9 protein-coding genes are annotated in these 15,420 nt (G+C 59.9%); 5 read left to right on the top strand and 4 right to left on the bottom strand.

What is annotated here, in order from left to right; translation table 11 throughout:
- Positions 1-110: 110 nt before the first annotated feature.
- The 3 genes from ACA068_RS01820 to glnA form a co-directional block, all read right to left on the bottom strand.
- Positions 111-731, bottom strand: coding sequence for a DUF4124 domain-containing protein (locus tag ACA068_RS01820; protein ID WP_497307153.1), 621 nt, complete (start codon positions 729-731; stop codon positions 111-113).
- Positions 728-1,237: a DUF4124 domain-containing protein gene (locus ACA068_RS01825; protein WP_497307155.1), complete on the bottom strand. Its 510-nt coding sequence runs from the start codon at positions 1,235-1,237 to the stop codon at positions 728-730. The genes ACA068_RS01820 and ACA068_RS01825 overlap by 4 nt, the downstream gene beginning before the upstream one ends.
- A 300-nt stretch (positions 1,238-1,537) precedes the next feature.
- Positions 1,538-2,944 carry a glutamate--ammonia ligase gene (gene glnA / locus ACA068_RS01830; RefSeq protein ID WP_131061256.1) on the bottom strand — a complete coding sequence of 469 codons (1,407 nt, stop codon included), beginning with the start codon at positions 2,942-2,944 and terminating at the stop codon, positions 1,538-1,540.
- 330 nt (positions 2,945-3,274) lie between these two features.
- Here glnA and thiI point away from each other — a divergent pair, with 330 nt between their 5' ends.
- Together thiI and typA are read left to right on the top strand one after the other, a co-directional pair.
- The gene (gene thiI, locus ACA068_RS01835; RefSeq protein WP_497307156.1) at positions 3,275-4,729 is read left to right on the top strand and encodes a tRNA uracil 4-sulfurtransferase ThiI; all 1,455 of its coding nucleotides are present in this window, start codon (positions 3,275-3,277) and stop codon (positions 4,727-4,729) included.
- Between the two features lie 139 nt (positions 4,730-4,868).
- Positions 4,869-6,689: a translational GTPase TypA gene (gene typA, locus ACA068_RS01840; protein WP_131061253.1), complete on the top strand. Its 1,821-nt coding sequence runs from the start codon at positions 4,869-4,871 to the stop codon at positions 6,687-6,689.
- Positions 6,690-6,894: 205 nt separating this feature from the next.
- Here the strand turns inward: typA and ACA068_RS01845 are convergent, their stop codons facing one another.
- On the bottom strand, positions 6,895-7,335 hold the full coding sequence (locus ACA068_RS01845) for a YkgJ family cysteine cluster protein (protein WP_149416955.1): 441 nt from the start codon (positions 7,333-7,335) through the stop codon (positions 6,895-6,897).
- A gap of 261 nt (positions 7,336-7,596) precedes the next feature.
- On the opposite strand from ACA068_RS01845, the gene ACA068_RS01850 reads away from it, so the two are divergent.
- From ACA068_RS01850 to ACA068_RS01860, 3 genes are all read left to right on the top strand, one after another.
- Positions 7,597-10,047 carry a glycogen/starch/alpha-glucan phosphorylase gene (locus tag ACA068_RS01850; RefSeq protein WP_497307159.1) on the top strand — a complete coding sequence of 817 codons (2,451 nt, stop codon included), beginning with the start codon at positions 7,597-7,599 and terminating at the stop codon, positions 10,045-10,047.
- Between the two features lie 288 nt (positions 10,048-10,335).
- Positions 10,336-13,935 carry a DUF2339 domain-containing protein gene (locus ACA068_RS01855; protein ID WP_497307160.1) on the top strand — a complete coding sequence of 1,200 codons (3,600 nt, stop codon included), beginning with the start codon at positions 10,336-10,338 and terminating at the stop codon, positions 13,933-13,935.
- The gene (locus ACA068_RS01860; protein ID WP_497307162.1) at positions 13,932-15,305 is read left to right on the top strand and encodes a DUF3999 domain-containing protein; all 1,374 of its coding nucleotides are present in this window, start codon (positions 13,932-13,934) and stop codon (positions 15,303-15,305) included. The genes ACA068_RS01855 and ACA068_RS01860 overlap by 4 nt, the downstream gene beginning before the upstream one ends.
- Positions 15,306-15,420: the final 115 nt, after the last annotated feature.

A 15,420-nucleotide genomic window follows, 5' to 3' on the forward strand; every position in this document is an offset into this window, starting at 1 on the left:
GTTTGCGTGGCGTTCTGCCAGCTTTCGCGGGTACTTTCGAACCAAAATGGGTTGAGATGTGGGAACGGTGCAACCTATTGCACCAATATAGTGCGTAAAGCTGAACGGCGTTAGAAGAAACGCAGGAAGGGATTTTTTTCTTCCTCGGGTTTGTCTTTGAGCGGACATTCCGGCCGTTGGCCGTAGTCGGTGAGGACGCAGGGTTTGACTTTGCGCTTCTGTGCGAGGGAGATGCGCAGCATCTGGAAGGGTTGATTGGCCGTGCGTTCTACGGTGCGGCCTTGTTCGTCGAGGATTTCCACGGACAGGTTGTGGCTGCCGCGGTCGATGTTGCTCAGGGCGAACACCGGACTGAGGCCGGGCTCGGCGGTGGGTTGGCCGTCGAGCAGCAATCGGTAGCGGTGCCCTCGTTGCAGGCCGGGTTCATGGGTGACACTGACGATCAGCTCACCGGCATTGCTACGGACCGTAGCGTCCGGTTCCGGGACCAGCACGCGGAGCATGTCGTAATGGAACAATGGTTTGTCTTCGGTTTTTTGCTTGGCAATCACCGGCGTCGCCCCGGTGGGGTTGGCAGACATGCGATTGCTCGTCGCCAGCGGCACGCGCTTGGCGTTGCCTGAGCCTGGCTGGTCGGTGTAGACCCGATGGCCCTGAGCGTCGACGTAGGTGAACACCTCGGCCGTGACCGGCAGTGCGATCAGGCAGGCGATCAGCAGCCACATCCTCATCGCTTGTGCACCCGTTGCACGGTGAATGTCACCGTCGGGCTTTGCTGGACGATGTTCTCACCGTCGATTACTTGCACTGCCAGGCTGTGTTCGCCACGGTCGATGTTCACCAGTTGCAGGATCGGCACGTTGCTCGATTGCCCGTAGGGTTGGCCGTCAAGCAACAACCTGAACAGGTGCGGCGCTCGCAGGCGCGGTTTGATCAGGACGCTGACGGTGAACGTGCCGTTGTTGGCGCGCAGGGCTTCGTCGGTGGGCAGGCCGGTCAACTCCAGTACCTCATAGGCGCTGCGCGGTTGCTCGCGGTTGCCGGTTTCGGCAGCGGGCGCAGGAGGTGCCTGGGGCGCAACGCTGTTGAGCGGTGGCAACTCGACCGGCTGCGCCTTGACGCCGTCGGGTGGTTGATTGCTATAGGCGGTGTTCCCGGAGGCGTCGGTGTACTTATAGATCTGCGCTGCGGCGGGCAGGGCGATCATCAGCAACATCAAAAGAAAACCACGACCCATAAAATCGACCGGAAGCGAAAGCGTTGGGGTGCAGCATAGGTCAGGGGGTGGTGATTGACCCAGCTCGTTAACATTTGGGCATGAATTGCCAAAATCCCTCAAACACCACAAAACCCCTGTGGGAGCGGGCTTGCTCGCGAAAGCGGAGTGTCAGTCACCATCAATGCAAGCTGACACACTGCATTCGCGAGCAAGCCCGCTCCCACAGGGTTTTTCAGTGATCGCCAAATCGCGGGCATAAAAAAGACCTCCCGAAGGAGGCCTCTTTTTTGTCACGCCGCTTGCACAGGCGCTACGGGATCAGCAGCTGTAGTACAGCTCATATTCCAGTGGGTGTACGAAGGTACGTACTTTGATTTCTTCTTCGCTTTTCAGAGCGATGTAAGCGTCGATGAAGTCATCGGAGAACACGCCGCCTTTGGTCAGGAACGCACGACCTTTGTCCAGCTCTTCCAGAGCTTCTTTCAGGCTGCCGCAAACTTGTGGGATCTCTTTCGCCTCTTCAGGCGGCAGGTCGTACAGGTTTTTGTCAGCTGCATCGCCAGGGTGGATCTTGTTCTGGATGCCGTCCAGGCCGGCCATTACCAGGGCAGCGAAGGCCAGGTACGGGTTGGCTGCTGGATCCGGGAAGCGGGCTTCGATACGGCGAGCACGAGGGCTGGACACGTAAGGAATACGGATCGAAGCGGAACGGTTACGAGCCGAGTAGGCCAGCATTACCGGAGCTTCGAAACCTGGGACCAGACGCTTGTAGGAGTTGGTCGACGGGTTGGTGAAGCCGTTCAGCGCCTTACCGTGCTTGATGATGCCGCCGATGAAGTACAGGGCGGTGTCAGACAGGCCGGCATAGCCTTCGCCAGCGAAGGTGTTCTTGCCGTCTTTGGCGATGGACAGGTGGACGTGCATACCCGAACCGTTGTCGCCGTACAGAGGCTTTGGCATGAAGGTCGCGGTGCGGCCATAAGCGACAGCCACGTTGTGCACGCAGTATTTCAGGGTCTGAACTTCGTCAGCCTTGGCGACCAGGGTGTTGAACTTCACACCGATTTCGTTCTGACCGGCAGTTGCCACTTCGTGGTGGTGAACTTCGATGACCAGACCCATTTCTTCCATGGCGTTGCACATGGAGGTACGGATTTCGTGGTCGTGGTCAAACGGAGGAACCGGGAAGTAACCGCCTTTGATACCTGGACGGTGGCCATGGTTGCCGCCTTCGATGTCCTGGTCGGACATCCACGAACCTTGTTCGGAGAAGATTTTGAACATCGAGCCGGAGATGTCGGACTTGAATTTCACCTGATCGAAGATGAAAAACTCAGGCTCCGGACCAACGAAAACGGTATCGCCGATACCGGTCGACTTCAGGTATTCCTCGGCACGCTTGGCGATCGCACGTGGGTCGCGATCGTAGCCTTGCATTGTCGAAGGCTCGATTACATCGCAAACGATGATCAGCGTTGGGTCTTCGGTGAACGGGTCGAGAACGGCAGTGCTGTCGTCCGGCAGCAGGATCATGTCGGAAGCTTCGATGCCTTTCCAGCCAGCGATGGAGGAACCGTCGAACATTTTGCCTTCTTCGAAGAAAGCTTCATCCAGCGCGTCGCGAGCCGGCATGGTCACGTGGTGCTGAGTGCCTTTGGTGTCCGTGAAGCGCAGATCAATCCACTTGACGTCATGATCTTTGATGAGTTGAACCGACTTCGACATAGTGTCCTCCGGGTGGCTTCGGGCTTAGTAGTGGATGCCCTTAGAATGTGGGTGATGCCGGCGCGAATACTCTGCCAAGGCAACCTGCCTCACAAGGGAGCAAATTGCATGCCAGTGCCCCAGCATGGGTTTTTTGCCCCAATATCACGCTTATAAAGGCACAAAGCATCTGTAAGCGGAAAATCTCGCCCTACAATGTAGCGTTAAAATCGACAAATGACCTGTTTTGGTGCGCGCAAAACCTTCTGCACATTAACTGGTTAAACCTTGAGCAATTTCCGCTATAATCCGCGCCCCCCTTTTTCGGCTGGCCCAGCGCGCGCTGTTTTCATGAAACTAATCGTAAAAGTCTTCCCCGAGATCACCATCAAGAGCCGCCCGGTACGGATGCGTTTCATCCGCCAGTTGGCCAAAAACATCCGTACCGTGCTCCGCGACCTGGACCCGGCTGTGGTGGTGAACGGCGTGTGGGACAATCTCGAGCTGGAAACCCGCGTCAGCGATCCCAAAGCCCTGAAGGAGATGACCGAGCGCCTGAGCTGCATGCCGGGCATCGCGCATTTCCTGCAAGTCGACGAATACCCGCTGGGCGATTTCGACGACATCGTCGCCAAGTGCAAGCAGCACTTCGGTGAGGCGTTGGCCGGGAAGGTCTTTTCGGTGCGCTGCAAGCGTGCCGGCAAGCATGAATTCAGCTCGATGGACGTCGAGAAATATGTCGGCAGCCAACTGCGTCGCCAGTGCGGCGCCGCCGGAATTTCGCTGAAAGACCCGGAAATCGAAGTCCGCATCGAAATTCGCGACAAACGGTTGTTCGTGATCCACAGCCAGCACAACAGCATCGGCGGATATCCGCTGGGTGCACTGGAACAGACACTTGTCCTGATGTCGGGTGGGTTCGATTCCACGGTGGCTGCTTACCAGATCATGCGCCGCGGCCTGATGAGCCATTTCTGCTTCTTTAATCTGGGCGGACGGGCCCATGAACTGGGCGTCATGGAAGTCGCGCACTTCATCTGGAAGAAGTATGGCAGCTCCCAGCGCGTGTTATTTGTGAGTGTGCCGTTCGAGGAAGTCCTGGGAGAAATTCTCGGGAAAGTCGATAACAGTCATATGGGTGTAGTTTTGAAGCGTATGATGTTGCGCGCTGCTTCCCGTATTGCCGATCGGCTGGACATCGATGCGCTGGTTACCGGCGAGGCGATTTCCCAGGTGTCGAGCCAGACACTGCCGAACCTGTCCGTGATCGACTGCGTAACCGACAAGCTGGTCTTGCGTCCGCTGATCGCCAGTCACAAGCAGGACATCATCGACCTGGCCAACGAAATCGGCACGGCCGACTTCGCCAAGCACATGCCGGAATATTGCGGGGTCATCTCGGTGAACCCCAAGACCCACGCCAAGCGTCCACGCGTGGAGTACGAAGAACAACAGTTCGACATGGCAGTACTTGAGCGTGCGCTCGAGAACGCCAAACTGGTGCCGATCGATCGCGTGATCGACGAATTGGGCCAGGACTTGCAAATCGAAGAAGTCGGCGAAGCGTTGGCTGGTCAGATCGTCATCGACATCCGTCACCCGGATGCCGCTGAAGACGACCCGCTGGGCCTTGCTGGCATTGAGGTACAAGCGATGCCGTTTTATGCATTGAACGCTCGTTTCAAGGAACTGGACCCTACTCGCCAGTACCTGCTGTATTGCGACAAAGGCGTGATGAGTCGCCTGCATGCCCACCATTTGCTCAGTGAGGGGCATGCCAATGTGCGCGTTTATCGACCGAGCTAAGTGCCCGGGGCTGTTTGCCTGTGGCCTGCGTCACCGGCCCCCCGACGCCGCCGTCAAGCTGTAACGGCTTTGCCGGACTCTACTGTTAATCGCTGCCAAGACTTGTCAGCACACCGAATCCTCTGATCGAGATACACAAGTGATCGAAAATCTACGCAACATCGCCATCATTGCTCACGTTGACCATGGTAAGACCACCCTGGTAGACAAACTCTTGCGTCAATCCGGCACCCTGGAGCGCAACGAGCTCAACGACGAGCGCGTGATGGACTCCAACGACCAGGAGAAAGAGCGCGGTATTACCATTCTGGCGAAAAACACCGCCATCAACTGGAACGGCTACCACATCAACATCGTGGACACCCCGGGCCACGCCGACTTCGGCGGCGAAGTTGAACGCGTAATGTCGATGGTTGACTCCGTTCTGCTGCTGGTTGACGCTCAAGACGGCCCTATGCCGCAAACCCGTTTCGTGACCAAGAAGGCTTTCGAAGCCGGCCTGCGTCCAATCGTGGTGATCAACAAGGTTGACCGTCCAGGCGCACGTCCGGACTGGGTTCTGGACCAGATCTTCGACCTGTTCGACAACCTCGGTGCTACCGAAGAACAACTGGACTTCCAGGTTGTTTACGCTTCGGCCCTGAACGGTATTGCCGGTCTGGAACACACCGCCATGGCGGAAGACATGACCCCGCTGTACCAGGCCATCGTTGACCACGTTCCAGCTCCAAAAGTTGACCGTGACGGCCCGTTCCAGATGCAAATCTCCGCACTGGACTACAACAGCTTCCTGGGTGTTATCGGCGTTGGCCGTATCGCTCGTGGTCGCGTCAAGCCGAACACTCAAGTTGTCGCTATCGACATTGATGGCAAGAAGCGCAACGGTCGTATCCTGAAGTTGATGGGTCACCACGGTCTGCACCGCATCGACGTTGACGAAGCAGCTGCCGGCGACATCGTCTGCATCAGCGGCTTTGACCAGCTGTTCATCTCCGACACTCTGTGCGACCCACTGAATGTTGAAGCGATGAAGCCGCTGACCGTTGACGAGCCAACTGTTTCCATGACCTTCCAGGTAAACGACTCGCCTTTCTGCGGTAAAGAAGGCAAGTTCGTCACCAGCCGTAACATCAAGGAGCGTCTGGACAAAGAACTGCTGTTCAACGTTGCTCTGCGCGTTGAAGAAGGCGACACCGCCGACAAGTTCAAAGTTTCCGGCCGTGGTGAGCTGCACCTCTCGGTACTGATCGAAACCATGCGTCGCGAAGGCTTCGAAATGGGTGTTGGTCGTCCGGAAGTGATCATCCGTCTGGTTGACGGCGTCAAGCACGAACCGTACGAAAACGTGACCATCGACCTGCCGGAAGAATCCCAGGGCGCGATCATGGAACAGATCGGTATCCGTAAGGGCGACCTGACCAACATGGTTCCGGATGGCAAGGGCCGTGTGCGCCTTGAGTACAACATCCCGGCTCGTGGCTTGATCGGTTTCCGTAACGAGTTCCTGACCCTGACCTCCGGTGCAGGCATCCTGACCTCGATCTTCGACCGTTACGACGTGATGAAGTCCGGCGACATGTCCGGCCGTCAGAACGGCGTGCTGGTTTCGGTTGCTACCGGTAAGGCTCTGACTTACTCGCTGGAAACCCTGCAAGCTCGCGGCAAACTGTTCCTGGGTCACGGCGAAGACGTGTACGAAGGTCAAATCGTCGGCATCAACAGCCGCGACAACGACCTGGGCGTCAACCCAACCAAAGGCAAGAAGCTCGACAACATGCGTGCCTCGGGTAAAGACGAAACCATCGCTCTGGTTCCGCCTATCCGTTTCACTTTGGAACAAGCTCTTGAGTTCGTGCAAGAAGACGAACTGTGCGAAGTCACTCCTAAGTCCATCCGTCTTCGCAAGAAGATCCTGGGCGAAAGCGAGCGTACCCGCGCTGCCAAGAAAGCCGGTAACTAAGTCATTTAGTTAGCTGCAAAAAAACGCCCCCGACCGCAAGGTCGGGGGCGTTTTTGTTTGTCTGGGGTTTGGGCTGTGTCAGTGAAGGACCCTTCGCGGGCAAGCCTCGCTCCTACAGTTTTTGCGCTGCTCTAAAGACGTGCGCATGACCTGTAGGAGCGAGGCTTGCCCGCGAAAGCGATCTATCGGGCAGCGAGATTGCGGATCAGAATTTTTCGAGAGTGCGGCGGGAGCTGCTGGTCTCACGCGCCACTTCCTTCGGCTTGTAAGCGCAATACCCCGGCCGTGGTCCGATTTTCGGGTGATTGCGGCAAGTGTCCGGGCGCTTTTCATAAATAGTGCACAGACGGCTCTTACGATCCAGGTAAAGGCAATCGTTGTTGCTCATGCGCTGGAGGGTGAAGATCTCGGACTTCTGGTTGTAACGCTCGACGATCCCTTCCTTTTGCAAGCGCTTGGCGATGTTCTTCGCAGGCTCGCCGCGCTCGAACTCGTCGACGATGCCGATGCGGATCAGATCCTTGATCTTGACCTCGACCGGCAGCGTGCAGCAGCTGGACACGCAGGAACCGCACATCGGCGCAGAGTACTTGGCCCAGGTATCGAGGCGATCGATCTCTGCGGCAGCGATCAGGTTGGACTTCATCATCGGTTGTTACCAGCTACGTGCATCAGGGCGCGCGATCATACCGGGACTGGTGGATTTTTGAACAACCTTTCGCCAGATTTTTTCTGTCCCACCCCCAAAGCACCGTTAATCCGGCACGGCCCCTGCATTGATTCAGGCACACGACAATGTAATGCCGACCTATCTCGAACTATCAGGAAAAACTGCCGAACCAGAGCCGCCACTGTCTGTCAGACCGTCTAGGCTCAGACAACTCAACGCTCGCTCGAGGTCCTATCGATGACTCAAGAACCACTTGTTCGCGAAGCAGAGGTGGCCGCATTTCGCGATGCCGTCTTGACCAAACTCACCTACGCGGTGGGTAAAGACCCGGATCACGCCTTCGACCACGACTGGTTCGAAGCCATTGCCTTGGCAGCGCGCGATCACATGGTCGAGCACTGGATGGATCACACCCGGCAGATCTACCGCAAAGGTCAGAAACGGGTTTACTACCTCTCTCTGGAATTTCTGATTGGCCGTCTGCTCTACGACAGCCTGAGCAACCTCGGCCTGCTCGACGTCGCCCGCGAGGCGCTGACTGAGCTCGGCGTCGACCTGGAACGCATCCGCCTGCTGGAGCCCGACGCGGCGCTGGGCAACGGCGGCCTTGGTCGTCTGGCGGCGTGCTTCATGGAAAGCATGTCGACGCTGGGTATCGCTGGCCACGGCTACGGCATTCGTTATGAGCACGGCTTGTTCCGTCAGGCCATCGTCGATGGCTGGCAGCAGGAGCAGACCGAGCACTGGCTGGATTTCGGCAACCCGTGGGAATTTGAACGGCCTGAAGTCGTGTACCCGATCGGCTTCGGCGGCAGTGTCGAAACCGTCATCGATGAAAACGGCAAGTCCAAGCAGGTCTGGTCCCCGGCGGAAACCGTGCGGGCCATTGCCTACGACACGCCCGTGGTCGGCTGGCGCGGGGCGAGCGTCAATACGCTACGCCTGTGGCGTGCCCGAGCCATGGAAGATCTGCACCTGGAACGCTTCAATGCCGGTGACCACCTGGGCGCTGTGGCAGAAGTCGCCCGGGCAGAAAGTATCTCCCGCGTGCTCTACCCGGCGGACAGCACCGAAGCCGGCCAGGAACTGCGCCTGCGTCAGGAATACTTCTTCGTCGCCGCGTCCTTGCAGGATTTGCTGCGCCGCCATCGCAACATGCACACCTCGGTCCTGACCTTGGGTGACCACGCAGCGATCCAGCTCAACGACACGCACCCTTCGATTGCCGTGGCCGAGCTGATGCGTCAGCTGGTCGACGTCTACGACGTGGCATGGGATGCCGCGTGGCAGGTTACGGTCGACACGCTCTCGTACACCAACCACACGCTGTTGCCGGAAGCGCTGGAGACCTGGCCAGTCGGTCTGATGGAGCGGATGTTGCCGCGGCACATGCAGATCATTTACCTGATCAACGCCCAGCACATCGACTCGCTGCGCGCCAAAGGCATTCACGACTTCGACGTGCTACGCGCGGTGTCGCTGATCGAAGAAGACAACGGCCGTCGCGTGCGCATGGGCAACCTGGCGTTCCTCGGCTCCCACAGCGTCAACGGCGTGTCCGGGTTGCACACGCAGCTGATGCGCAAAACCGTGTTCTCCGAGCTGCACAAGCTTTACCCGGAGCGGATCAACAACAAGACCAACGGCATCACCTTCCGCCGCTGGCTCTACCAGGCCAACCCTGAACTGACGTCGATGATGGTCGATGCCCTCGGTCCGGATCTGCTGGATAACGCTGAACAGCGTTTACTGGAGCTGGAGCCGTTCGCCGAGAAGCCTGCTTTCCGCAAGGCCTTCGCCGAACAGCGCCTGCACAGCAAAAAAGCCTTGGCCTACTTGATTCATGAGCGGCTGGGGATCGCAGTCAACCCGGCGGCGATGTTCGACGTGCAGGTCAAACGGATCCACGAATACAAACGCCAGTTGCTCAACCTGATGCACACCGTGGCGTTGTACCAGGCGATTCGCGCTGAACCGGAAATCGACTGGGTGCCGCGGGTGAAAATCTTCGCTGGCAAGGCGGCGGCCAGTTATCACCAGGCCAAGTTGATCATCAAGTTGACCAACGACATCGCCCGGGTGGTGAACAACGACCCGACGGTGCGCGGCTTGTTGAAAGTGGTGTTTCTGCCCAACTACAACGTCAGCCTGGCGGAGAGCATTATTCCGGCGGCGGATTTGTCGGAGCAGATTTCCACCGCAGGCTTCGAAGCCTCGGGCACCAGCAACATGAAGTTCGGCCTCAACGGTGCGCTGACCATTGGCACCCTGGACGGCGCCAACGTCGAGATGTGCGAGCGCATCGGCGTCGAGCACATGTTCATCTTCGGTCTCAGCGCCCAGCAGGTCGAAGCGCGCAAGCAGAACCATGAGTTCAATGCGACACCGGACATTGCCGCGTCTCATCGACTTAACGACGTGCTGCAAGCAATTCGCGGCGGGGTATTCTCGCCGGATGATCCGTCCCGTTACGCAGGCTTGATCGATTCGCTGATCGACTACGACCGTTTCCTGGTCTGCGCCGATTTCGATTCCTACTGGGACGCGCAGATGCGCGTGGAAGCCCATTGGCACGATTCCCAGGCGTGGTGGCGGTCGGCGGTGTTGAACACTTCCCGGATGGGTTGGTTCTCGTCCGACCGGACCATTCGTGAGTACGCCACGGAGATTTGGAAGGCGCTGGAGTAACTTTTAGCAATAATTGCGAGCAAGGCCCGACGGTTGTTGGGCCTGATCGATATACTAGGCATCAACTTGACCCATGTGGGAGCGGGCTTGCTCGCGAAGGGGCCGGCACATTCAACATCAATATTGAATGTGCCGGCCCCTTCGCGAGCAAGCCCGCTCCCACATTGGATTTGGGGTGCAGGTGCAATCTGCTCTCACACTGGATTCCGAGTGTCTGGTCACTAGACTGGATCAGACGTTGCTTCACCCGGATTCGCCCCGCAGCGGGGCCGCTTAGGGATATCGACCATGCAATGGATGTTCATGCTGATTGGGCTGGTGCTGGGCTGGATACTCGACGAGTCGTTCAGCGATGCGCTGTTGGGCGCGTTGCTCGGCTTGGGGATTGGCCAGGCCATTCGTATCGGCCGCCTGGATTCACAAGCGGCCGAGCAGCGTCGTCTGCTGGAACAGGCGCAGGTTGCGCTGAATGGGGTGCAGCAACGCCTGGCATTGTTGGAGGTTCCTGGCGTCACAACGCCTGAAACCAGCGAGCCAATTGTCAGCGAAGCCGCCCCGTCGCCTGAATTCACCCTCGATGACATTCCTGTCGAAACCCCGGAGCTGATCTGGGATCTTCCGCCCGATCTCGAACCAATGGCCGCAACGGCAGCGCAAACCAGCCGTCCGCTGCCCGACGATGTCTGGAAACCTGAGCCGGTCACTCGCGAACCGCAACAACCGGCCATCCCTCGTAGCCCGAATTTTATCGAGCGCGCCATCAGTGGTGCACGCAACTGGCTGTTCGGCGGCAACACCGTGCTGCGGGTCGGCGTGGTGCTGTTGTTCCTCGGTCTGGCGTTCTTGCTGCGTTATGCCACCGAAGGCATAGTGGTGCCGATCGAACTGCGTTACGCCGGGGTTGCGGCGGCTGCGTTGGGCTTGCTCGGGCTGGGGTGGTGGCTCAGGACACGCAACAGCAACTACGCGCTGATGTTGCAAGGCACAGGGATCGCCGTGTTGTACCTGACGGTGTTTGCGGCGATGCGTCTGCACCCATTACTCGACCCAACGGCGGCCCTGGGCCTGCTGGTCGCGGTCACGGTGTTCTCGGCGATTCTCGCCATCACTCAGGATGCGTTGGGCCTGGCCGCCGCTGCTGCGCTCGGCGGCTTCGCGGCGCCGATCCTGACGTCCACCGGTGCCGGCAACCATGTCGCGCTGTTCAGCTACTTCGCGTTGCTCAACGCCGGCATCCTCGCCATCGCCTGGTTCAAGGCCTGGCGACTGCTGAACCTGATCGGCTTCGTCGGCACCTTCGGCATCGGTTTCGCCTGGGGCCTGCGCTCCTACACGCCGGAGTTGCTGTGGAGCACCGAGCCGTTCCTGATTCTGTTCTTCCTGATGTATTTGGCCATCGGCCTTTTGTTCGCCCGGCGCAAGCTGCTGGAGATGGGCGACGCACCCGAGGACGGCAGTCGCGAGGCGTTACTGCGCTGGTCGGCGCGCAAGGGTGATTACGTCGACGGCACGATGCTGTTCGGCCCGCCGCTGGTGGGCTTCGGTTTGCAGTTTGCACTGGTTCAGCATCTGGAGTTCGCCGCGGCGTTCAGTGCCTTGGCGTTGGGCATGATCTACATGGGACTCGCCCGTTTGCTGATGGGCGGCCGTGCATTGCTGCTCGCCGAAACCTGCCTGGCGCTGGGCGTGATCTTCGCCAGCCTCGCGATTCCGCTGGGGCTCGACGCGCGCTGGACGGCTGCCGCCTGGGCCGTCGAGGGCGCGGGCATCTTCTGGCTCTGCCTGCGTCAGCAACGACCGCTGGCCCGAGCGTTTGCCTTGCTGCTGCAACTGGGCTCGGCCATCGCGTTTGTCAGCGAATTGCGCATCGGCGACGACAGTTTGCTCGACGGCGCTCCGTTGGGCGCGTTGATGCTCGGCGCAGCGTTGTTGTTCAGCTTCTATCAGTTGCGCAAAGCCCCGCCCGAACAGACATCGGAATGGGAGCGCAAAGGACTACCGGTATTGGCCTGCCTCGGCCTGACCTTCCTCTATCTCCTGGCGCCGTTGTTCTTCCTGACCCACGGCACGGCGATCAGTTGGGCGTTGGCCGGGTTGGCGACGTTGTTTGTCGGTCTGCGTCTGCAATCGCGCACGTTCCTGTTCACCGCATTCGCCGTGCAATTGCTCGGCGGTGCGTTGTTCCTGTTGCGACTGCAAGGTTCGAGCGGTGAGTCTGGCGCGGTGTTCAGCGCGGGCTGGAGCGGTTTGCTCAGCGCATCCCTGATCGGCCTGGCGCTGATCGCCGGCATGTTGCTGGCGGCTCGCGACGAAATGGTGCGCAGCGATGTGCGACTGTTGCGCGGCTTGTCGGTCGTGTTGCTCGCCGGTCTGGTGCTGATCAATCTGGCGGTGCTATTCGTGCTGCCATGGCAGACCGCGAGTGCGGTGTGGGCAGCCAGTGGCTTGTTCATCATCTGGCTCAGTCTGTACCTCAAGCAGCGCGTGAGTTTTGTCTTCGGCCTGCTGTTGCAGGTGATTGGCGGCGCAGCCTTCCTGTTCGCCGGTCCGGACCTGCTCGGGCCGCTGGCCAGCGAAGGGTTGAAACCTCTGGCACACAGCGGTTTCTGGACGCCACTGGTGTTGGGGCTGGCCGCGATGGTCGGGGCGTGGCGCTTGCAACTTGGCAACCATGCTTCGGCGTTCGATGTGCTGAGCTTGCAGCGTTTGTCCGACGTGTTGCTGGTGTGGGGCGCGGGCTGGTGGGCGCTGGCGTGGATCAGCGAAGTGCTGCGCTTTGCGCCGTTGAATCTGCAAGCAACCTTGTTGCTGGCGGTTGCGGCGCTGAGCGTGGCGCTGTGGACAGTGTTGGCGTTGCGCTTGAAATGGTCGTCGCTGGGCCTGCTTTGTACCTTGCTGATTCCCGCTGCCGGTCTGGTGCTACTGGCCGCGTGGCATTCGCGTTATCACCCGGCCGCCAGCTTCGGTTGGCTGGTGTGGGCGGCGGTGTTCGTCGTGCATTTCGTCTCCCTGCGACGTCTGGCGCCGATGTTGCCGGCGCGCGCCCTGAGCACCGCCCATGTGCTCGGCTGCTGGCTGTTGATCGGTGTGCTGGCGCTGGAGCTGCGTTACGGCTTGCTGCTGTTGTCCGAGCAGTACAACGCCTGGCGCTGGCTGGGTTGGGCAATCCTGCCGAGTCTGTACCTGGTGCTGATGGCGGCGCCGCGCAATTGGCCTTGGCCTGTTTCGGCTTACCCCCGCGAATACCGCTTCTACGCGGCGGCACCGTTGGCGCTGCTGATGCTCGGCTGGTTCTGGCTGGCAAATATCGTCAGCGACGGCACGGCCGAGCCGCTGCCCTATGTGCCGCTGATCAACCCGTTGGAGTTGGGTCTGCTGTTTGCGCTGTTTGGCGTCTATGTGTGGTCCCGCAGCGCCGTGACGCAACTGGCGATTCGCAAGGACTACACAGAGCAAGCCACGCAACTGATTGCCGGGGTCTCGTTGTTCGCGTTCTTCACCGCGCTGGTGATGCGCACCGCGCACCATTGGGGCGGTGTGCCGTTCGAACTGGATGCGTTGCTTGAATCGATGCTGGTGCAGGCCGGTCTGTCCATCGTCTGGACCCTGATGGCGCTGAGTCTGATGATCGGCGGCCATCTGCGTCATCGCCGCGAAGTATGGCTGATCGGCGCCGCGCTGATTGGCGTGGTCGTCGCGAAACTGTTCTTTGTCGAGCTGAGTAACCGCGGCGGACTCGCCCGGATCGTGTCGTTTATCGGCGTCGGCGTCTTGCTGTTGGTGGTGGGCTATTTCGCGCCGCTGCCGCCCAAGCGCGTCGAGGCTGCGCGCCAAGGCGGAGCCGACGCTGAAAGGCCGGCCCCTGAAACCGAAGGAGTGTCGTCTTGAGTCAGAAGTTGAACCTGGGTTGGTTGGGCGCTGTTGCGCTGGGTGTGGCGCTGTCCGCCAGCGCTCAGGAAAAACCGACGGATTTCGCCACGCAAGTGCCGTTGTCGGTGAGCGGCGAAGGGCCTTGGTATCGCCTCGAATTGCCCTTGAGCGTGCAACTGAATGCGCGGCAAACGGACCTCAGCGATGTTCGCGTGTTCAACACTGCCGGCGAGGTCCAAGCCTATGCCTTGGCCCAGGAGGCGGCGTCAACCCGCGAAAACCGCACGCTGACTGACGTGAAATGGTTCCCGCTGTACACCTCGGCGGACGCCACTGAACGCGTGCCGGGCATACGCGTGCAATCGAGCGCGAACGGCACCTTGGTCGAAGTGCAACCGTCCAGTCAGCTGGAGGCGGGCGAAGAAGTGCTGCGTGGCTGGTTGCTCGACGCCAGCGCCATCAAGGCGCCGTTGCAGCAGTTAATCCTCGACTGGACCAGCGAGCGCGATGGCTTTCAGCGTTTCACCATCGAGGCCAGCGACGACTTGCAGCATTGGCAGTCGTGGGGCGAAGGCCAGGTGGCGCGGCTGACGTTTGCCGATGAACGGGTCGAGCAGCATGAAGTCGGCTTGCCGGGGCAATCGACACGTTATCTGCGCTTGCTGTGGAATTCACCGCAATCGGCACCGGCACTGACATCTGCGCAACTGCAAAGCGCGAGCACCCGCAGCCTGCCGCTGCCGTTGGTCTGGTCGCAACCGCTGGCTGGCAGCAGCGTGAAAGCGGGTGAGTACACGTGGCAATTGCCGATGGGGCTAAATGTCGAGCGGGTGCAGGTCGAGTTGAGTCAGCCCAACAGCCTGGCGCCGGTGACGTTGTCCGGTCGTCGCGAAAGCAGCCTGCCGTGGCAGCCGCTGACCAGCGGTTTGCTCTATCGCCTGACCCAGAACGGCCAAGACGTGGTGCAGAACGAATTGCAGCTGTCGGGGCAGGCCGTGCAGCAGTTGAAGCTTGTCGTGGATGAGCGCGGCGGTGGCTTGGGGGCTGAAGCGCCGACGGTGAAGTTTGCTGTGCGCTCGACGCAATTGGTGTTTCTGGCGCGCGGGGCCGGGCCTTATACGCTGGCGCTGGGGAGTGCGACGGTGAAGGCGGCGAGCCTGCCGCTGTCGACGCTGATTCCCGCTTACAGCGCGGCGAAGTGGGCCACGCTGGGCAAGGCATCGGTGGACGGTACGGTGGTGGCCAGCGGCACACCCACCGTGACAGCGGCTGCGACAACGGGCACGAACTGGAAGAAGTACGGGTTGTGGGCGGTATTGCTGCTGAGCGTTTTATTCCTGGCGGCGATGGCGTTCAGTTTGCTGCGCAAGCCTCCCGTCAAACCCTGAACCTGTGGCGAGGGAGCTTGCTCCCGTTCGGCTGCGAAGCAGTCGTAGATTCTGCGGCTGCATTTTCTCGGACAAATGGCGGCGAATGCTTCAGGGGGCCGCTTCGCACCCCAAC

It is taken from the genome of Pseudomonas sp. LBUM1660 (assembly GCF_059695935.1).

Bases quoted from the DNA above. Each gene is read 5' to 3' on its own strand.
- ACA068_RS01820 (WP_497307153.1), bottom strand. From the start codon at position 731: ATGAGGATGTGGCTGCTGATCGCCTGCCTGATCGCACTGCCGGTCACG.
- ACA068_RS01825 (WP_497307155.1), bottom strand. From the start codon at position 1,237: ATGGGTCGTGGTTTTCTTTTGATGTTGCTGATGATCGCCCTGCCCGCC.
- glnA (WP_131061256.1), bottom strand. From the start codon at position 2,944: ATGTCGAAGTCGGTTCAACTCATCAAAGATCATGACGTCAAGTGGATT.
- thiI (WP_497307156.1), top strand. From the start codon at position 3,275: ATGAAACTAATCGTAAAAGTCTTCCCCGAGATCACCATCAAGAGCCGC.
- ACA068_RS01845 (WP_149416955.1), bottom strand. From the start codon at position 7,335: ATGAAGTCCAACCTGATCGCTGCCGCAGAGATCGATCGCCTCGATACC.
- ACA068_RS01850 (WP_497307159.1), top strand. From the start codon at position 7,597: ATGACTCAAGAACCACTTGTTCGCGAAGCAGAGGTGGCCGCATTTCGC.
- ACA068_RS01855 (WP_497307160.1), top strand. From the start codon at position 10,336: ATGCAATGGATGTTCATGCTGATTGGGCTGGTGCTGGGCTGGATACTC.